The organism is Pseudomonas brassicacearum, from assembly GCF_009601685.2.
In the GTDB taxonomy this organism is placed as follows: Bacteria; Pseudomonadota; Gammaproteobacteria; order Pseudomonadales; family Pseudomonadaceae; genus Aquipseudomonas; species Aquipseudomonas kilonensis_B.
Window position 1 is genome coordinate 5,614,597 of record NZ_CP045701.2, and the last position, 18,968, is coordinate 5,633,564.

Below are 18,968 nucleotides of genomic sequence, written 5' to 3' on the forward strand. Positions count from 1 at the left end.
GAACCGTAAACGCATGCCATACTCCAAGGCATTCCGAATTCACACCAAGATGAAGCCGCACATGTCCAAAGGATTGATTCGCGCTATCGGCGCCCTGTTGACCGCACTGGCCCTCTACAGCCTGTTGGGCTTCCTGATTTTGCCGGGCATCGCCTTGCGCATCGCCAACCAGCAATTGGCTGCCCTTGCGACGGTGCCGGCCCAGATCCAGCGCATCGAACTCAATCCTTTCAGCCTGGAAGTCACCCTCTGGGGCCTGAATATCGGCGAACCGGGCAAGGAACAGGTCGGCTTCGAACGGCTGTACGCCAATTTGCAACTCGACAGCCTGTGGTCCGGCGCCCTGCACCTGGTCGACATCGAGTTGGACAAGCCCAAGACCGACGTGGTGTTCGCCAAGGACGGTCAGTTGAACCTGCTGGGCCTGTTCAAGCTGCCGGCCAGCGAACCGACGCCCACCGATCCCGAGGCCAAGCCGTTCCCCCTGCGGGTCGATCGAATCAAGTTGGCCGGCGGTTATTTGCATTTCCAGGACCTGCGTCCCAGCGAGCCCATTGAGTTTCTCTACGACACCCTCGATTTCGAACTGAATAACCTCAGCACCCTGCCCGACGACAACGCCGACATGACCCTGGTGGCCATAGGTCCCAACGGCGGGCGGCTCGACTGGACCGGTAATTTCAGCCTCACCCCGATTGCCTCCCAAGGCATGCTCAAAGTCACTGGCGGCCAAATGAAAGCCTTTTGGCCCTACGTGCGCGACGCCGTACCGTTGGTTCTGGAAAACGGCGTCCTGAACCTCAGCACCGACTACAAGCTCAATCTGAACAAGGGCACCGAACTGCTGCTCAGCAACGCCACCGTCAGTGTCGCGCCCTTCGCCATCAAGGCCCCCGATGGCCGTCCATTGGTGAAGCTCGAACGCCTGGACGTGAGTGAAACCACGCTGGACCTGGCCAAGCAGCAAGTGGTGGTGGGCAAGATCCGCAGCCAGAATCTGGAAACCTGGGCCGCTCGCGAGGCGGACGGGCAACTGGACTGGCAGAAACTCTTCGCCAGCCAGCCGGCCAAACCGCAGGTCAAGGCCGAAGCGGCGTCAGCCCCGGCCGCCGCCGATTCGCCAAAAGCTGAACCGGCACCGCCTAGCAAACCATGGCAGGTGATTTTGAAGGATGTGCAACTGCGCGACTACAAGGTGCACCTGGCTGACCGTCAGGCCCAGCCCGCCGTGGCACTGGAGGTCGGCCCACTGAACCTCGACCTGCAGAACTACGACACCCTCAACGGCTCGCCCTTTACCCTCAAGCTGGACACCGGGATAGGCAAACAGGGCAAGATCCTGGCCGACGGCGAGGTCAGCCTGAACCCGATCACTGCCAAGCTCAAGGTCAAGACCCAGGACGTCGACCTGCGCGTCGCCCAGTCGTACATCAACCCGTTCATTCGCCTGGAGCTGCGCTCCGGGATGCTCGGCAGCGACCTGGCAGTCGACCTTAAAAGCACCGAGCCACTGGCATTTGCCGTCACTGGCCGCGCCCAGGTCGATCAGTTGCACACCCTCGACACGCTCAAGACCCGCGACTTCCTCAAGTGGCAGAGCCTGGTCCTTGAAGGCCTGAACTATCGGCACGGGGACAGCCTGTCCATCGACAAGGTCAACCTGTTCCAGCCTTACGCGCGCTTCATGATCAACGACGACCGCACCACCAACGTCGATGACCTGCTGATCCCGCAACCGGCCGACAGCGGCACGAAGAACACCGCGGCAAAACCGACGTCCCAGGAAAAACCGCTGGGCATCCACATCGGCGGCATTGCCATCAATGACGGTTCGGCCAACTTCGCCGACTTCAGCCTGACCCCTAACTTCGCCACCGCTATCCAGCAGCTCAATGGCCAGATCGGCACCATCGACAGCCGCCAGGCCAAACCGGCCAGCGTGGACATCAAGGGCAAGGTCGATCGCTATGCTCCGGTCACCATCAAAGGGGCGCTCAACCCCTTCGACCCGATGGCCAGCCTCGACATCGCCACCAGTTTCAAACGGGTCGAGCTGACCACACTGACCCCCTACTCCGGCAAGTTCGCCGGCTATCGCATCCGCAAGGGCCGGCTCAATCTCGACCTGCATTACCGGATCACCCAAGGCAAGCTCCAGGCGGACAACAAAGTAGTGGTCGAGCAACTGCAACTGGGGGAGAAAGTCGATAGCCCGGACGCCGTGAGCCTGCCACTCAAATTGGCGGTCGCATTGCTGAAGGATTCCGATGGCAGGATTTCCATCGAGCTGCCGGTGTCCGGCGATCTCAACGACCCGCAATTCAGTGTCATGCCGATCATCTGGCAGACCCTGCGCAACCTGGTGGTACGAGCGGCCCAGGCGCCGTTCAAACTCATCGGTGGCCTGGTGGCCGGCGGCGGCTCGGAAGACTTGGGCAGCGTGGCGTTTGCGCCGGGTTCCAGCGACCTGAGCAAGGACAACGAAGGCACGCTGCTCAAACTGTCCGAAGCCCTTGGCAAACGTCCGGAGCTGCGCCTGGAGATCGAAGGCACCGCCGCCGAGAGCAGCGACGGTCCGCTGCTCGCCGCCCAGCGCCTTGAACGCGAATACCAGTACAACTACTACAAGATACTGCAGCGTCGGGGCGACAAAGTACCGGCCCAGGCCTCGCTGATACAGGTGCCCGAGGATGAAAAGGCACCGCTGCTCGAAGGTATCTACCGCACCCGCCTCAAGACCCAACCGCCCGTGGAATGGACGCAATTGGATAAAAAGGCCCGCACCGAGAAACTGCGTGAAGGCGTGATCAAGTTCTGGAGCGGCAGCGACGTGCTCTTGCGTCAACTGGGGCAGGAACGGGCCAGCAGCATCAAGGATTTCCTGGTCGACAAAGGCCAGTTGGCCGACGACCGCGTGTATTTCATCGACGCCAGCCTCGGCCAGGCCGAAAGCGATGGCCGGGTGATTACCCCGATGCATCTGGATGCCGAATAAGATGAAACCTGGGTTTGGGCTCTGCCTGGGTCTAGTGCTGGCCGCCGGCCAGGCCGCGGCGGCCGACACGCTGCGCTGCGGCAGCCAGTTGATCAGCGTCGGTGACCGCTCCAGCGAAGTGCTGCAAAAGTGCGGTCAGCCGGCGGCGCGGGATGACCTGGGTTACAAGCGCAGTGTCAATCGCCGGGAGGAATACCCGGTGGAAGAATGGACCTACGGCCCCAACAGCGGCATGTACCAGTACCTGCGTTTCGAAGGTAATCGGCTGGTGCAGATCACCAGCAAGCGGGGGCGGTGACCTTGTCCGCACAGATGTGTTGAATGTGCCGCCGCCATCGCGAGCAAGCTCGCTCCCACATTGTTCAGGGTGATCTCAAAATCCGTGTTCACCGCCGCCCCCTGTGCGAGCTTGCTCGCGATGGCGGCAACTCGGTTCTGACTTACGTGCAAACGCTGACCCGCAGATTGATTCCCCAGAATAGAACAGGCCCCCGGCACGAATGCCGGGGGCCTGTAATGGCCACGTCCGTGTGGCCTTTCGCATGAACTCCAAAGCAACGGCAAACGTATATCCTGGCCCGCTTGCCGCGCCTTCTCCCAGTCCAGGCGAGAAGTCTTAGCCTTACTCGGATTTCAGGCCATCAGCCGATACGGCTTTCACACCTTTGATCTTTTTGGCGATCGCCACGGCGGTCTCTTTTTGCGCATCAGTTACTGCAGTAGTCGAAGACAGGGACACAACACCTTTATTGGTTTCGACTTTGATATCGGTGCCTGGAATGCCTTTTTCGGTGACCAGGTCAGCTTTGACTTTGGTGGTGATCCAGGTATCGGAGACGTCTTCTTTAGCCTCTGTCACTTCACCAGCAGCCAGCATCATTGGCGCCTGAGTTGCTTGAGTGGTCTCGGCGAATGCGCTAGCCATGGTCAGGGTCAGAGCGGTAGCAGCGGCGGCAGTGATAGCGAACTTCTTCATACGAGTAACTCCTGTTTTTCTCAAAAACTGCCGGAGGTGCATCCCGGCAGGGTTATCAGGAGTAGTGCGAACGCTGTGCCAGCTTTGAAACTTTTATTAATTGCTTATAAATCAGTAAGTTAAGCGAAACGGTAATTTTCTATATCATGCAAAATGCATGAAGCGATGATTCTGGACATGCAACTTGCGGGTTTTGAACCTCTCTCCTAAGTTTATGAATTGCGAACGGTTTTCTGGCGAGGGAGGGCTTCCTCCCTCGCCATATGAAACCAATCAAACACCAGGGCAGCCGGCCGGTAAGAACTCCTTGGCAGCGGTAGAAGCACACGTCCAGGCGCCATTCGCGTCACGACTGAGCGTGATCGTCTTGGACGCTACGGCAGCGGGAGCGTTCTGAAGGGTACAAACGATGGTGCCTGTACCCGCTGAAGCGGTACCTGTGACTGCGATTGCGCAGTTGCTGGTAGGCGTCGTTATGCTCATGTTGGTCGCTGAAGGGTTAGTGCCTTGATTCATCATGTCCTCAAACGGCACCTTCAGTGCAGAAATTTCCCCGAGCCCCGCCGTCGCCTTCGCCCGCGCCTGATACTTCGAATATTGCGGCAACGCAAAGGTCGCCAGAATGCCGATGATCGCCACGACGATCAGCAGCTCGATCAAGGTAAAACCACTCTGCTTATTCATAGACATCTCCCATGCATGAGTCGAAATCTCATGACCTGAATCGGCCATTGCAGGGCACATGCCAACCCTCAAGCTCCATCAATAAAGGGGGTTGAACCCACACAACGGCGACGTCCTACCTCAACAACCGCACTATCTGACGTTTTTTGTCACCCTGCCCCCGCTGGTTTGGCGTCGAGGCTTGACTAGGCTATAAGTCATGAATCGTTCGCCGCCGGGATTCCCATGAATGACATCGCCCTCAGCGGCCTGACCAAGCAATTGGTGTTGGCCGAACTGCTCACCGAGCAAAGTGCGCAACAGGCGTATCAACAGGCCCAACGCAGCCGCATCCCCCTGGTCAGCTATCTGGTGCAGAACCAACTGGTGCAGAGCCGCCAGATCGCCGAGATCGCCTCGGAGCATTTCGGCGTTGCCCTGCTGGACCTCAACAGCCTGGACAAAGAAGCCCAACCCAGCGGCCTGGTCAGCGAAAAACTGGTGCGCCAGCATCACGCCCTGCCGCTGTGGCGGCGTGGCAACAAATTGTTCGTGGGCATCTCCGACCCCACCAATCACCAGGCCATCAATGACATCCAGTTCAGCACCGGCCTGACCACCGAAGCCATCCTGGTGGAGGACGACAAGCTCAGCGACGCCATCGAAAAGTTCTTCGAATCCAGCAGCACCGGCCTGGAAGGCATGGGCGATGTCGACCTCGACGGCTTGGACATAGAATCGATCGACGACACCAGGCAGGAGTCCATCGCCGGCCAGGACACCGACGACGCGCCCGTGGTGCGCTTCGTCAACAAGATGCTGCTGGACGCGATCAAGGGCGGCTCTTCCGACCTGCACTTCGAACCCTATGAAAAGATCTACCGGGTGCGGGTGCGCACCGACGGCATATTGCGCGAAGTGGCCAGGCCGCCTATCCAGTTGGCCAACCGTATCGCCGCGCGCTTGAAAGTCATGGCCAGCCTGGATATTTCCGAACGGCGCAAACCCCAGGACGGGCGCCTGAAAATGCGCCTGTCGAAAACCAAGTCCATCGATTTCCGGGTCAACACCCTGCCCACGCTCTGGGGCGAAAAAGTGGTGATCCGGATCCTCGACCCGTCCAGCGCGCAAATGGGCATCGATGCCCTGGGCTACGAACCGGACCAGAAAGACCTGTACATGGCCGCCCTCAAGCAACCGCAAGGGCTGATCCTGGTGACAGGCCCGACCGGCTCGGGCAAGACCGTGTCGCTGTACACCGGGCTGAATATCCTCAACACCGTGGACATCAACATTTCCACTGCCGAAGACCCGGTGGAAATCAACATGGAAGGCATCAACCAGGTCAACGTGAATCCGCGCCAGGGGCTGGATTTCGCCCATGCCCTGCGCTCGTTCCTGCGCCAGGACCCGGACGTGATCATGGTCGGCGAAATCCGTGACCTGGAAACCGCCGAAATCGCCATCAAGGCCGCCCAGACCGGGCACCTGGTGCTCTCCACCCTGCACACCAACAGCGCCGCCGAAACCTTGATCCGCCTGCAGAACATGGGCATTCCGGGGTTCAACATCGCCACCGCCGTGCACCTGATCATTGCCCAGCGGTTGGCGCGCAAACTGTGCAGCCACTGCAAGACGGCCATCGAGATCCCCGAGGAAGCCTTGCTCAAGGAAGGTTTCCCTCGGGAACGCATCGGCACATTCACGATCTATGAGCCGGTCGGTTGCGAACAGTGCAACCACGGTTACAAAGGGCGCGTGGGGGTTTACGAAGTGGTCAAGAACACGCCCGAGCTGCAACGGTTGATCATGGCCGAGGGCAACTCGCTGGAAATCGATCTGCAAATGCGCAAGGACGGTTTCAATGACCTGCGCACGTCGGGGCTGCTAAAAGTGATGCAGGGCGTCACCAGCCTCGAAGAAATCAACCGGGTCACCAAGGATTGAACATGGCGGTCAAGGCAGTCAAAACCGATGTTTACACTTGGGAAGGCAAGGACCGCAAAGGCACGAAAATGACCGGCGAGCTGACGGGCCAGAGCCCGGCCCTGGTCAAGGCACAGCTGCGCAAGCAAGGCATCAACCCGCAGAAGGTGCGCAAGAAATCCACCTCGATATTCAGCAAGGGCAAGCGCATCAAGCCGCTGGATATCGCCCTCTTCACCCGCCAGATGGCGACGATGCTCAAGGCCGGCGTACCGCTGTTGCAGGCGTTCGACATCATTGGCGAAGGCTTCGACAACCCCAACATGCGCAAGCTGGTGGACGAGGTGAAGCAGGAAGTCGCCGCCGGCAACAGCTTCGCCGCAGCGCTGCGCAAGTGCCCGCAATATTTCGACGAGCTGTACTGCAACCTGGTGGACGCCGGCGAACAGGCCGGTGCCCTGGATACCCTGCTGGACCGGGTCGCGACCTACAAGGAAAAGAGCGAAGCGCTCAAGGCCAAGATCAAGAAAGCCATGACCTATCCTGCGGCCGTGGTCCTCGTTGCCGCCGTGGTCACGGGGATTCTGCTGGTCAAGGTGGTGCCGCAGTTCGAATCGGTATTTTCCGGGTTCGGCGCGCAATTGCCGGCCTTCACGGTGATGGTCATCGGCCTGTCGGAATTCATGCAGCAGTGGTGGTGGATGTTGCTTGGCGGGTTGGCAGGGGCTTTTTTTGGTGTGAAGTACGCGCTCAGGCGTTCGGAGCGCTTTCGCGACTGGCGCGACAAATGGCTGCTCAAGCTGCCGCTGATAGGCACCTTGCTGTACAAGTCCGCCGTGGCTCGCTACGCCCGTACGCTTTCCACCACCTTCGCCGCCGGCGTGCCACTGGTGGAGGCCCTCGATTCGGTGTCTGGCGCCACCGGCAACGTGGTGTTCAAACGTGCCGTGCAACGCATCAAGCAGGAAGTCTCGACCGGCATGCAGTTGAATTTCTCCATGCGCGCCTCAGGGATCTTTCCGAACCTGGCGGTCCAGATGACCGCCATTGGCGAGGAATCCGGCGCGCTGGACGACATGCTCGACAAGGTGGCGAGCTTTTATGAGGCCGAGGTGGACAATCTGGTGGACAACCTCACCAGCCTGATGGAACCCTTCATCATGGTGGTCCTGGGGGTGGTCGTCGGTGGCCTGGTGGTTGCCATGTACCTGCCCATCTTTCAACTTGGCTCTGCGATCTGACATGCCCCTGAGCGAATTCTTCGTGCTGTATCCCCTGGCTTTCGTGCTCGTTGCAGCATTGCTCGGCCTGATCATCGGCAGCTTCCTCAACGTGCTGGTGTGGCGCCTGCCGAAGATGCTCAACCGCGAATGGCGCCTGCAGGCCCACGACCTGCTGGGCCTGCCGGCCGAACCCCCGGGCCCGGTCTACAACCTGATGCTGCCCCACTCCCAGTGCCCACACTGCGGTCATCGCATCCGCGCCTGGGAGAACATCCCCGTACTCAGCTACTTGATGCTGCGCGGCCGCTGTTCGAGCTGCGCCGCGCCCATTGGCAGGCGTTACCCCCTGACCGAAGTGGCCTGCGGGGCGTTATCGGCGTTCGTCGCCTGGCATTTCGGCTTTGGCTGGCACGCCGCGGTGGTGATGGTGTTGACCTGGGGCCTGCTGGGCATGAGCCTGATCGACGCCGAACATCAATTGCTGCCCGATACCCTGGTGCTGCCGTTGTTGTGGCTGGGCTTGATCGTCAACAGCTTCGGGCTGTTCGTGTCCTTGAACCAGGCAATGTGGGGTGCGGTGGCCGGCTATCTGGCGCTGTGGTCGGTTTTCTGGGTGTTCAAGCTGATCACCGGCAAGGAAGGCATGGGCTATGGCGATTTCAAGCTGCTGGCGATGCTTGGCGCCTGGGGTGGCTGGCAGATCCTGCCGCTGACGCTGCTGTTGTCGTCGCTGGTGGGTGCCGTTCTTGGGGTGATTGTACTGCGCTTGCGTGATGCTCCCGGGTCGACGCAGATCCCTTTCGGGCCTTATCTGGCCATTGCCGGCTGGATTGCCTTGCTCTGGGGTGGTCAAATAACCGACTTCTATTGGCAGTCTGTCGGTTTCTAATGAATACCCCTTTGGAAAAACCCTGGATTCTCGGCCTGACCGGTGGCATCGGCAGCGGCAAGAGCGCAGCGGCCCAGCACTTCATCGACCTGGGCGTGCACGTCATCGACGCCGATCATGCGGCGCGTTGGGTGGTGGAGCCCGGGCGCCCGGCGCTGGCGAAAATCGCCGAGCACTTCGGCCCCGGCGTATTGCAGGCCGACGGCGCCCTGGACCGGGCGGCGCTGCGCAAGCTGATCTTCGAGAATGCCGATGAACGCCGCTGGCTCGAGGCGCTGCTGCATCCGCTGATCGCCGAGGAAATCGCCCATCATCTGGCCCAGGCACAATCGCCCTATGCAATCCTGGTATCGCCGCTGCTGATCGAGTCAGGGCAGTACGCCATGACCCAGCGGATCCTGGTGGTCGATGCGCCGGAACAACTGCAGATCGAACGTACGTTGCAGCGCGACCAGACCAGCGAGCAACAGGTCCAGGCGATTCTCAAGGCCCAGTCCAGCCGCCAGGATCGCCTGAGCCATGCCGACGACGTGGTGGTCAACGATCGCGACCTCGCCTGGCTGCACAGCGAGGTCGAGCGCCTGCATCACTTTTACCTTACTTTGCGTGGAGGCCAATCATGAGCCAAACCCCAACCGTTGATTGCCCAACCTGTGGCGCCCCTGTGGAATGGAGCCCGGAGAGCAAATTCCGGCCGTTCTGCTCTGATCGCTGCAAATTGATCGACCTCGGCGCCTGGGCGTCGGAAGAACACAAGATTCCGGTCAGCCCCGACGCCGAGGACGAGCTGTTCAGCGAAGACTTCGAGCAACGCCACTAAGGCCCGGTCGAATCATTGTGGCGAGGGGATTTATCCCCGCTGGGCTGCGAAGCAGCCCCAAAAAAAGCTATTTACGGTCAATTTGAAACACCATGCGGTCAGGTTTCAGGGCTGCTACGCAGCCCAGCGGGGATAAATCCCCTCGCCACAGAGTCATCTGCGTTCCTGGTGACCAGCATTCACCCCTAAGGCCGCATGAAACCGTAGTCCTGCTCATCATCGAGGTTTTCCGCCAGGAAACTCAACTCATCGGCCAGGTCTTCAGGGCTGCGCACTGTCTTGCTCTGTTGCACGATCGCACTGAGCAAGGCGCGCAGGCTCAAGCCTGGGTCAAAACCGATCTCCATTGCGGCGTCGTGGCTACGCCTGATTTCTTGTCTCGCCCACTCATAAACACTCATGGCTGTGCTCCTGGAAATTTTCCAAAGCATGAAGGGCGTGTGGTGGTGCAGCCTTGACGTGAATCAAGGCTTGTCATCATCGTTCCACGGGGCCGACAGGTAGCGCGTGCGATTGAAGGTCTCCAGCCATTCGGGACTGAACACCACCAACGCACTGATCACCATGCCGTTGATGAAGGCCTCGGGGAAGATGATCAGCCAGAGGTAGCCGACAAAATCTTCCAACCAGTAAGGCATGGCGAATATACCGTCGTGCCACAGCAGGCCAAGCCCCAGCAGCAGGCACGCCAACGCCGAAAGCGCGGCCGCGAGAAACCCCGAACAGAAGATGTACACGAACAGATTGCGCGGCTGGGCGCGCTCCACCAGGATCGCGCAACACTCGGTGACCAGCACCGGCAACAGGATCAGCAGCGCACCGTTGACCCCCAACGCAGCCATGTCCTGACGGCCCAGCAGCACCAGCGCAAGCTGCGCGCACAGGCCACCGAGGATCGCCAGCGGCCAGTCCAGCAGCAGCGTCACGGCGGTCATGCCGATAAAGTGATACGAAACACCCGTGTCGAAATCCCGTCGCACCAGCCACAACATGAACAGCGCCAACACTGTGCCAAATAGCAAATGCTGGCGCCGGCTGTCGGTGAATAATTCGACCCACGGCGCCCGCGACACAGCCCAGACCAACACTGGCACATAAACCAGCCAGCCGAGCGCCTGGGTCTGTGGTGAGAGCAATTCGGCACCGATCATGGGACTCTTCCTTTCGCTTGGCCCTTGCAGCAAATTTTCTGTGGCGAGGGGATTTCAAGCCAACAGTCTACATCCCACTATAAAGCCCTATTAATCAACGCAACGCTTCCAGCTTGTCGCAATTGAACGCTAAGCTTGGGCTCATGGATGACTCCGATTACTTACGCCTGCTGACCATCGCGGCCGAGCAAGCCAACGCCTTTCTCTCCAATGCCCGCAAATGGGAGCGTGAGCGTTGGGTCTGCCAGCGTCTGCTGCAAGGGCTGAACGTGCCTTATCGCGCCGACGAGTTCGCGCCGGCCGGGGAGCCGCCGGACGTATTGTTTCGCGATGCCAATTTCGAGGTGTTTTTCGTGCTCGACGAGGGGCGTCGCCTCAATGACGAATGGCGCGATGAACTGCAACGCCGTCGCAGCGCCTTTTCCTTGAGCCAACTGGTGCGTCGCGAGGCCAAGCCGCGGCGGATCCCGGCCAATGAGTTCCTGATGCGGCTGGCCCCGACCCTGCGCAAGAAAGCTCACAACTACACCGAGCGCGGCATGGACCTGGGTGACCTGGACATCATCGCCTTCGCCAGCCTCAAGCGCGAAGTGCTGGACCTCAACAGTCACTTCCCACCGCCGACCGAGTACCTGCGCCAGGGCTGGCGCTCGCTGTCGCTGGTGGGGCCGACGTTTGCCCGAGTGCTGTTCGCCCACCCCGACGCGCCGGACTTCCTGCGAAGCAACCTGGGCCGCAGCATTGTGTTCGATGTCGGGATCAGCCTGTGAGCCCTTTGCAGGAACTGATCGCCGCCGTGCCCCAGCAAGGCCGCGTACGCTGGATTGGCGTACGACCCCAGGGTCGTGCGCCCATGATCGAACTGGACGCCGTGGAGGCCCGCCTGGAAGCCGGACTGACCGGCGATCATGCCCGCCCCGGTGTGCGCAATGCGCGACAAGTGACGCTGATCCAATGGGAGCACCTGGCCGTGATCGGCTCGCTGATGGGCCGTCCCGAAGACCGCCCCGTGCTGCCACAGGAGCTGCGACGCAATATCGTGGTCAGCGGCATCAATCTGTTCAGCCTCAAGGGCCGGCGCTTCCGTATCGGCCAAGCCATCTTTGAAACCACCGGCTGGTGCCAGCCTTGTGCCCGATTGGAGAGAAACCTCGGCGAAGGTACGTTCCAGGCCGTACGCGGCCATGGCGGAATCACGGCCCGGGTGTTAAAAAGTGGAATCATTCGCCTGGACGACAGCCTGGTCGTCGACCCCGTTCCGGCGAGCGGCTACGCTGCTTTCAATGCCGGCTAGCCGGACGCTGTAACGTCTGCACATTCCGCAACGTCTACCTGACGAGGCCTTTATGACCAGCCGCCTGAACCCAGAAGACCAGAAGCATGTCGAAGAGTACCTGCAACTGTCCCAGCACCGAGTCGAGCGCCGGCCTTTCCGGCCGTGGATGCTCCTGGTGGTGGTACTGGCCGTGACCATCGGCCTGGGCCTGTTGAGCCGACTGATCAGTTACCTGACGCTATGAGCCGCCCAGCCACACTGCCGCTCGCTCGGGTAACGGCACCGATTTCCTTTAGCCTTGCGAGATATCCCCATGACTCATCGTATTGTCATCGTTGGCGGCGGCGCCGGCGGTCTGGAGTTGGCTACCCGTCTGGGTAAGACTCTGGGCAAGCGCGGCACGGCCAGTGTGATGCTGGTCGACGCGAACCTGACCCACATCTGGAAACCGCTGCTGCACGAAGTGGCCGCCGGCTCCCTGAACTCCTCCGAAGACGAACTCAACTATGTCGCCCAGGCAAAATGGAACCACTTCGAGTTCCAACTGGGGCGCATGAGCGGCCTGGATCGCGAGCGCAAGAGAATCCAGCTGGCCGCCACCTATGACGAGGCCGGCGTCGAGCTATTGCCGGCCCGGGAACTGGGTTACGACTCCCTGGTGATTGCCGTTGGCAGCACCACCAACGACTTCGGCACCGAAGGCGCAGCGCAGCATTGCCTGTTCCTCGACACCCGCAAACAGGCCGAGCGCTTCCATCAGCAATTGCTCCACCACTATCTGCGGGCCCACGCCGGGCAGACGGATATCGTCGAGCGCATCAGCGTCGCCATCGTCGGCGCCGGTGCGACCGGGGTCGAACTGGCCGCCGAGCTGCACAATGCCGCCCACGAACTGCACGCCTACGGCCTGGACCGGATCAAACCGGAGAACATGCACATCACCCTGATCGAGGCGGGCCCACGCGTCTTGCCAGCCCTGCCGGAGCGTATCGGCGCACCGGTGCACAAGACCCTGGAAAAACTCGGGGTCAACGTCATGACCAACGCCGCCGTCAGCCAGGTGACCGCCGACAGCCTGATTACCGCGGACGGCAAAGTGATCGACGCGAGCCTGAAAGTCTGGGCCGCCGGGATTCGCGCCCCGGACTTCCTCAAGGACATCGACGGGCTGGAGACCAACCGGATCAACCAGTTGCATGTGCTGCCCACTCTGCAGACCACCCGCGACGAGAACATCTTCGCCTTCGGTGACTGCGCCGCCTGCCCGCAACCCGGCAGCGAGCGCAACGTACCGCCCCGTGCCCAGGCCGCGCACCAGCAAGCCTCGCTGCTGGCCAAATCCTTGAAACTGCGGATCGAGGGCAAGGCCCTGCCCGAATACAAATACACCGACTACGGCTCGCTGATCTCGCTGTCGCGGTTCTCGGCAGTGGGCAACCTGATGGGTAACCTGACCGGCAGCGTGATGCTCGAAGGCTGGCTGGCGCGGATGTTCTACGTCTCGCTGTACCGCATGCACCAGATGGCGCTGTACGGCATGTTCCGCACGGCCATGCTGATGCTGGGCAGCAAGATCGGGCGTGGGACAGAGCCTCGGCTGAAGCTGCACTGAGTCAGCAGCACTGATATTGAATGAGCCACCCTCATCGCGAGCGAGCTCGCGATGAGGGCAGCACAGTTAATACTCAAGCTCGGGCAAGACCTCTGTCCGAGCTATCCATCGATCAAACCTGAAACCGCTGCACCATCGTGCGCAACGAATTCGCCAGTTGCGACAACTCATGACTGGACGCGCTGGTCTGGTTCGCACCCGTGGCCGAGCGCACGGACAAATCACGAATATTCACCAGGTTGCGATCCACCTCACGGGCCACTTGTGCCTGTTCTTCGGCGGCGCTGGCAATCACCAGGTTACGCTCGTGAATCTCGCTGACCGACGCCGTGATGGTCTGCAGCGCCTCCCCCGCCCGCTCTGCCATTGCCAGGGTACTGGCGGCGCGACTGGAGCTGGCCTGCATGGAATCCAGCGCTTGGGTGGCACCGCTGCGCATGCCCTGGACCATCTGTTCGATTTCCTGGGTCGATTGCTGCGTGCGATAAGCCAGCGCCCGCACCTCATCGGCCACCACCGCAAACCCACGACCGCTCTCCCCGGCCCGTGCTGCCTCGATGGCCGCGTTGAGCGCCAGCAGGTTGGTTTGCTCGGCAATGGCGCGGATCACGTCCAGCACCTTGCCGATATCCTGCGACTGGTTGGCCAGGGATTGCACCAGGCCACCGGTTACTTGCACGTCACTGGCCAGGGCGCCGATGGCGTCGACCGTGTCGCTGACCCGCTGCTGCCCAAGGGACGCCGACTCACTGGACTGACGCGTGGCATTGGAGGTGGAAACAGCATTACGTGCGACCTCCTCCACGGCGGTGGTCATTTCAGTGACAGCCGTGGCGGCCTGTTCGATTTCGTGGTTCTGCTGCTGCAGGCTGTGCGTGCTATCGACGGTGACTGCGTTCAGCTCATCTGCAGCGGTCGCCAGTTGCGCGGCCGAGCCGCTGATACCCTGCAGGGTTTCACGCAAGTTCTGCTGCATGGTCGCCAACGCCTTGAGCAAGCGGCTCACTTCATCGTTGCCATGGGTCTCGATCGGACGGGTCAGGTCACCTTTAGCCACGCTCTCTGCGGCACTCAGCGCCTCGCCCAAGGGTTTGACGATGCTGCGGGTAAGCAGCATGGCCAGGGCAACCGTAGCCAGGGCGGCGAGCACAACGAACAGGCTGACGATCATCCGGGAATTGGTGTAGTGAGCCTGGGACTTCTGACTCTCGATGGAGACCTGCTTGGAAAACAGCTCCGCCAGGTCGTTGAGCTGTTTGCCAGAACCGTCCACCACAGTCTTCATGTCCACCAGCAGCAACTTGATCAGCTCGTCCCGGCGCCCTTGTTCTGCCAGGGTGAAGGATTGAGCGATGCCTGTACGGTAAGCGGCGAAGGTTTGCTTGAACTGGTCATAAAGCGCCTTGCCTTCAGGCGTCACGACGAGTTTTTCGTAGGCAGCGATTTTTTCGCCCAGCTCCTTGTCGCGCGTGTCCATCTGCCCGCGATACACCGCAATGTTCTTCGGGTCCTGGTCCAGGGCCATGCGCAGGGAAATGGTACGGATCCGCAACATCCACTCGCGGATCTCATCACCGCCGCGAATGCTCGGCAGCCACTGGGTTTGCACCGCGACTTCACTGTCACGAATACTCGACATCTGTCCCAGCGCGAACACCCCGAGCAGCGCCACCAGCACGGCGATCAAGGCAAAACCCAACGCGGCACGAAGGGCGATATTCAGCTGACGAAGAACCATGGGGAATGCCTTTTTATTGTTGGCCTGAAGTGGGGGCCAGGCCCCTGTCGGCGGGTTATCGGCAAGTTGTACGATGTCTTAAGTCCAATCCACTTTATCGCAGGCAAAAAAAATCCCCGTATCTTTCGATACGAGGATTTTTAATATGGTCGGGGTAAGGGGATTCGAACTCCTGACATCCTGCTCCCAAAGCAGGCGCGCTACCGGACTGCGCTATACCCCGGTAAAAAAAAGGCGACCTTCGCAAGTCGCCTTCTCGATCAGCGCTTTTGGCCTCTGATCTTAAGATTCGATTCCAGCGAACTGGTTTCAAAAATGGTGGGTCGTGTGGGATTCGAACCTACGACCAATTGGTTAAAAGCCAACTGCTCTACCAACTGAGCTAACGACCCAAAAATGGTCGGGGTAAGGGGATTCGAACTCCTGACATCCTGCTCCCAAAGCAGGCGCGCTACCGGACTGCGCTATACCCCGATTGAAATGGCTCCGTGACCAGGACTCGAACCTGGGACCCAATGATTAACAGTCATTTGCTCTACCGACTGAGCTATCACGGAACTGATATTTCAAGTTACTGCAATTTTGAAGCTACAACGTTGAAGCTAGCTTCAACCTCTTCTACCCTTACGCATCGCTGCGTTCGTGTGTCTGAGGCGCGCTATTCTACAATCTTCAAAACCTCTGTCAACCCCTTAAATTGCTTTCAAGACAATGATTTGCAACTTATTTTGGATTCCTTCTCAGCGAGAAGTAACCCTTGGGGTGACTGACTGCGGGGCGCACTTTACAAGCCTTTTCCTTTGAGTTCAACGGCCTGATGAAAAAAATGGCCTCGCAACACAAACACGCCCTGTGACAAACGATGGACTGTGTAGGAGCTGACGAAGGCTGCGACCTTTTGATCTTCCCCTTGAGACTCAAGTGTCTGGGGAAAGATCGCAGCCTCGCTGCACTCGACAGCTCCTACGGCGCGCTCCAGGGCGAGCTTGCTCTCGCCACAAAAGCCCGCTCAGTTGAAGACGATTTCGTCGTTCTCCACTGTACCGGTCACGGTTTCGCCCGGCATGAAGCGACCCGACAGGATCAACTGCGCCAGCGGGTTTTCGATCCAGCGCTGGATCGCCCGCTTCAGCGGTCGTGCGCCATAGACCGGGTCGTAACCCACCGCAATCAGCTTGTCCAACGCCTCATCGCTCAATTGCAGTTTCAGCTCACGTTCGGTGAGGCGACTGCGCAGGCGACCCAACTGGATCTCGGTAATGCCGGCAATCTGATCACGGGCCAACGGCTCGAAGATCACCACTTCGTCGACCCGGTTGATGAACTCCGGCCGGAAGTGGGTGGAGATCGCATCCATCACCGCTGCGCGTTGCGCCTCGCGGTCACCCACCAGTTCCTGGATCTGCGTCGAGCCCAGGTTGGAAGTCATCACGATCACCGTGTTGCGGAAGTCCACCGTGCGCCCGTGGCTGTCGGTCAGGCGACCATCCTCCAGCACCTGCAGCAGGATGTTGAACACATCCGGGTGCGCCTTCTCGACCTCATCGAGCAGGATCACCGAGTACGGCTTGCGACGCACGGCCTCGGTCAGGTAACCGCCTTCTTCATAACCGACATAACCCGGTGGCGCACCGATCAGCCGTGCCACGGAATGTTTCTCCATGAACTCGGACATGTCGATACGCACCATGGCCTCTTCCGTATCGAAGAGGAACTCGGCCAGCGCCTTGCACAGTTCGGTTTTACCGACCCCGGTCGGGCCGAGGAACATGAACGAACCGCTCGGACGGTTGGGATCCGACAGCCCGGCACGAGAGCGGCGCACGGCATTGGACACCGCCACCACCGCCTCTTCCTGGCCGATCACACGCTGGTGCAGCAGGCTTTCCATCTTCAGCAGCTTGTCACGCTCGCCTTCGAGCATTTTCGAGACAGGAATGCCGGTCCATTTGGAGACCACTTCGGCAATCTCTTCCTCAGTGACCTTGCTGCGCAGCAACTGGTTTTCGCTCTTGCCGTGCTGGTCGACCATCTGCAGGCTGCGCTCCAGATCCGGGATCACCCCATACTGCAGCTCGGCCATGCGGTTGAGGTCGCCTTTGCGGCGAGCCGCTTCCAGCTCCTGGCGGGACTGTTCGATCTTTTGCTGGATCTGCGCCGAGCCCTGGACTTCGGCCTTCTCCGAGTTCCAGATTTCCTCGAGGTCGGAATACTCACGCTCGTGACGAACGATTTCTTCCTGCAACCTTTCCAGACGCTTCTTCGCCGCTTCGTCGCTTTCTTTCTTCAGGGCCTGGGATTCGACCTTGAGTTGAATCAGGCGCCGCTCCAACCGATCCAGCACTTCGGGCTTGGAGTCGATTTCCATGCGGATGCGGCTGGCCGCCTCGTCGATCAGGTCGATGGCCTTGTCCGGCAACTGGCGGTCGGTGATGTAGCGGTGGCTGAGCTTGGCCGCCGCGATAATCGCGCCATCGGTGATCGCCACCTTGTGGTGGACTTCGTAGCGTTCTTTAAGGCCGCGCAAGATGGCGATGGTGTCTTCCTCGCTCGGTTCTTCCACCAGCACTTTCTGGAAGCGCCGCTCAAGGGCTGCGTCCTTCTCTATATATTGGCGGTACTCGTTGAGCGTGGTCGCGCCGACGCAGTGCAACTCGCCACGGGCCAACGCGGGCTTGAGCATGTTGCCGGCGTCCATCGAGCCTTCGCCCTTGCCCGCGCCGACCATGGTGTGCAGTTCGTCGATGAACAGGATGATCTGCCCTTCCTGCTTGGACAGCTCATTGAGCAGGGCCTTGAGGCGTTCTTCGAACTCGCCACGGTATTTGGCACCGGCGATCAACGCCCCCATGTCCAGGGACAACAGGCGCTTGCCCTTGAGGCCGTCCGGCACTTCACCGTTGATGATGCGCTGGGCCAGGCCCTCGGCGATGGCGGTTTTACCCACGCCAGGCTCACCGATCAGTACCGGGTTGTTCTTGGTGCGGCGTTGCAGCACCTGGATTGTGCGGCGGATTTCATCGTCGCGACCGATCACCGGGTCGAGCTTGCCTTCCTCGGCGCGCTTGGTCAGGTCGACGGTGTATTTGTCCAGCGCCTGGCGCGACTCTTCGTGGTTGGCGTCGTTGACCGCTTCGCCGCCACGCAGGTTGTTGATGGCATTTTCCAGGGCTTTCTTGCTCACGCCTTGGCCGAGCAGCAATTTGCCGAGCTTGCTGTTCTCGTCCATGGCGGCGAGCAGCACCAGCTCGCTGGAAATGAACTGGTCGCCCTTCTGCTGGGCCAGGCGATCGGCCTGGTTGAGCAGCCGCGCCAGGTCCTGAGACATGTTCACGTCACCGGTGGGGTTCTGGATCTTGGGTAACTGGTCGAGCTCCTTGGCCAGTTCTTTGCGCAGGCTGTTGACGTCAAAGCCGACCTGCATCAGCAGGGGCTTGATGGAACCGCCCTGCTGTTCGAGCATGGCCTGCATCAAGTGCGCCGGTTCGATACCGGGATGGTCCAGGCCGACGGCCAGGGACTGGGCATCGGACAGGGCCAACTGTAATTTGCTGGTTAAACGATCAATACGCATGGGTCACCTTCCTAATGAGCAGGCCGGACCTTGGAAACATCCTGAATGAAGAAACCTGCCAGATACCGTTATAGATGTGGTCGATTCTGGAAGATTCAAGCCGGGCGCCCTTGATACAGATCAGA

General features: G+C 60.2%; 17 protein-coding genes and 4 tRNA genes. 11 read left to right on the forward strand and 10 right to left on the reverse strand.

The window, feature by feature from the left end; genetic code table 11:
• The first annotated feature begins 61 nt into the window (after positions 1-61).
• On the forward strand, positions 62-2,995 hold the full coding sequence (locus GFU70_RS24315) for a DUF748 domain-containing protein (RefSeq protein WP_153388914.1): 2,934 nt from the start codon (positions 62-64) through the stop codon (positions 2,993-2,995).
• A 1-nt stretch (position 2,996) separates the two neighbouring features.
• Positions 2,997-3,293 carry a DUF2845 domain-containing protein gene (locus GFU70_RS24320; protein ID WP_058542683.1) on the forward strand — a complete coding sequence of 99 codons (297 nt, stop codon included), beginning with the start codon at positions 2,997-2,999 and terminating at the stop codon, positions 3,291-3,293.
• Between the two features lie 324 nt (positions 3,294-3,617).
• Here the strand turns inward: GFU70_RS24320 and GFU70_RS24325 are convergent, their stop codons facing one another.
• Together GFU70_RS24325 and GFU70_RS24330 are read right to left on the reverse strand one after the other, a co-directional pair.
• The gene (locus GFU70_RS24325; protein ID WP_058542682.1) at positions 3,618-3,971 is read right to left on the reverse strand and encodes a BON domain-containing protein; all 354 of its coding nucleotides are present in this window, start codon (positions 3,969-3,971) and stop codon (positions 3,618-3,620) included.
• 273 nt (positions 3,972-4,244) lie between these two features.
• The gene (locus tag GFU70_RS24330) at positions 4,245-4,655 is read right to left on the reverse strand and encodes a pilin (protein WP_058542685.1); all 411 of its coding nucleotides are present in this window, start codon (positions 4,653-4,655) and stop codon (positions 4,245-4,247) included.
• Positions 4,656-4,880: 225 nt separating this feature from the next.
• Between GFU70_RS24330 and pilB the strand changes: the two genes are divergently transcribed.
• The 5 genes from pilB to yacG are packed head-to-tail and all read left to right on the forward strand — an operon-like array spanning position 4,881 to position 9,492.
• Positions 4,881-6,581 carry a type IV-A pilus assembly ATPase PilB gene (pilB, locus tag GFU70_RS24335; protein ID WP_058542681.1) on the forward strand — a complete coding sequence of 567 codons (1,701 nt, stop codon included), beginning with the start codon at positions 4,881-4,883 and terminating at the stop codon, positions 6,579-6,581.
• 2 nt (positions 6,582-6,583) lie between these two features.
• Entirely contained in the window at positions 6,584-7,801 is a 1,218-nt protein-coding gene (locus GFU70_RS24340) for a type II secretion system F family protein (RefSeq protein ID WP_058542680.1), read from the forward strand.
• A 1-nt stretch (position 7,802) separates the two neighbouring features.
• The gene (locus tag GFU70_RS24345; protein WP_153388915.1) at positions 7,803-8,672 is read left to right on the forward strand and encodes a prepilin peptidase; all 870 of its coding nucleotides are present in this window, start codon (positions 7,803-7,805) and stop codon (positions 8,670-8,672) included.
• The gene (gene coaE / locus GFU70_RS24350; RefSeq protein WP_058542678.1) at positions 8,672-9,295 is read left to right on the forward strand and encodes a dephospho-CoA kinase; all 624 of its coding nucleotides are present in this window, start codon (positions 8,672-8,674) and stop codon (positions 9,293-9,295) included. The genes GFU70_RS24345 and coaE overlap by 1 nt, the downstream gene beginning before the upstream one ends.
• Positions 9,292-9,492, forward strand: a complete 201-nt coding sequence (gene yacG, locus GFU70_RS24355; protein ID WP_058542677.1) for a DNA gyrase inhibitor YacG — start codon at positions 9,292-9,294, stop codon at positions 9,490-9,492. The genes coaE and yacG overlap by 4 nt, the downstream gene beginning before the upstream one ends.
• Before the next feature lie 185 nt (positions 9,493-9,677).
• Here the strand turns inward: yacG and GFU70_RS24360 are convergent, their stop codons facing one another.
• Both GFU70_RS24360 and GFU70_RS24365 read right to left on the reverse strand, forming a co-directional pair.
• Complete coding sequence (locus GFU70_RS24360) at positions 9,678-9,893, reverse strand: hypothetical protein (RefSeq protein WP_013694234.1); 216 nt, start codon at positions 9,891-9,893, stop codon at positions 9,678-9,680.
• A gap of 63 nt (positions 9,894-9,956) precedes the next feature.
• Complete coding sequence (locus GFU70_RS24365; protein ID WP_058542676.1) at positions 9,957-10,643, reverse strand: energy-coupling factor ABC transporter permease; 687 nt, start codon at positions 10,641-10,643, stop codon at positions 9,957-9,959.
• 143 nt (positions 10,644-10,786) lie between these two features.
• On the opposite strand from GFU70_RS24365, the gene GFU70_RS24370 reads away from it, so the two are divergent.
• The 4 genes from GFU70_RS24370 to GFU70_RS24385 all read left to right on the forward strand — a co-directional run bounded on the left by GFU70_RS24370 (position 10,787) and on the right by GFU70_RS24385 (position 13,531).
• Positions 10,787-11,413 (forward strand): DUF1780 domain-containing protein, encoded by a 627-nt coding sequence (locus tag GFU70_RS24370; RefSeq protein ID WP_003205682.1) that lies wholly within the window; start codon positions 10,787-10,789, stop codon positions 11,411-11,413.
• On the forward strand, positions 11,410-11,937 hold the full coding sequence (locus GFU70_RS24375; RefSeq protein WP_153388916.1) for an MOSC domain-containing protein: 528 nt from the start codon (positions 11,410-11,412) through the stop codon (positions 11,935-11,937). Before GFU70_RS24370 ends, GFU70_RS24375 begins: the two co-directional genes overlap by 4 nt.
• A 52-nt stretch (positions 11,938-11,989) precedes the next feature.
• On the forward strand, positions 11,990-12,163 hold the full coding sequence (locus GFU70_RS24380) for a DUF3094 domain-containing protein (protein WP_003205686.1): 174 nt from the start codon (positions 11,990-11,992) through the stop codon (positions 12,161-12,163).
• A gap of 69 nt (positions 12,164-12,232) precedes the next feature.
• A complete protein-coding gene (locus tag GFU70_RS24385; RefSeq protein WP_058542674.1) occupies positions 12,233-13,531 on the forward strand; it encodes an NAD(P)/FAD-dependent oxidoreductase in 1,299 nt (432 codons plus the stop codon).
• Positions 13,532-13,643: 112 nt separating this feature from the next.
• Here GFU70_RS24385 and GFU70_RS24390 read toward each other — a convergent pair whose 3' ends face one another.
• From GFU70_RS24390 to clpB, 6 genes are all read right to left on the reverse strand, one after another.
• Positions 13,644-15,269: a methyl-accepting chemotaxis protein gene (locus tag GFU70_RS24390; RefSeq protein ID WP_153388917.1), complete on the reverse strand. Its 1,626-nt coding sequence runs from the start codon at positions 15,267-15,269 to the stop codon at positions 13,644-13,646.
• Positions 15,270-15,415: 146 nt separating this feature from the next.
• Positions 15,416-15,492 (reverse strand) — tRNA-Pro (locus tag GFU70_RS24395).
• A 93-nt stretch (positions 15,493-15,585) separates the two neighbouring features.
• Positions 15,586-15,661: transfer RNA gene (locus tag GFU70_RS24400), tRNA-Lys, on the reverse strand.
• Between the two features lie 5 nt (positions 15,662-15,666).
• Positions 15,667-15,743 (reverse strand) — tRNA-Pro (locus GFU70_RS24405).
• A gap of 7 nt (positions 15,744-15,750) precedes the next feature.
• Positions 15,751-15,826 (reverse strand) — tRNA-Asn (locus tag GFU70_RS24410).
• A 452-nt stretch (positions 15,827-16,278) separates the two neighbouring features.
• Positions 16,279-18,843 carry an ATP-dependent chaperone ClpB gene (gene clpB, locus GFU70_RS24415; RefSeq protein WP_053125348.1) on the reverse strand — a complete coding sequence of 855 codons (2,565 nt, stop codon included), beginning with the start codon at positions 18,841-18,843 and terminating at the stop codon, positions 16,279-16,281.
• Positions 18,844-18,968: the final 125 nt, after the last annotated feature.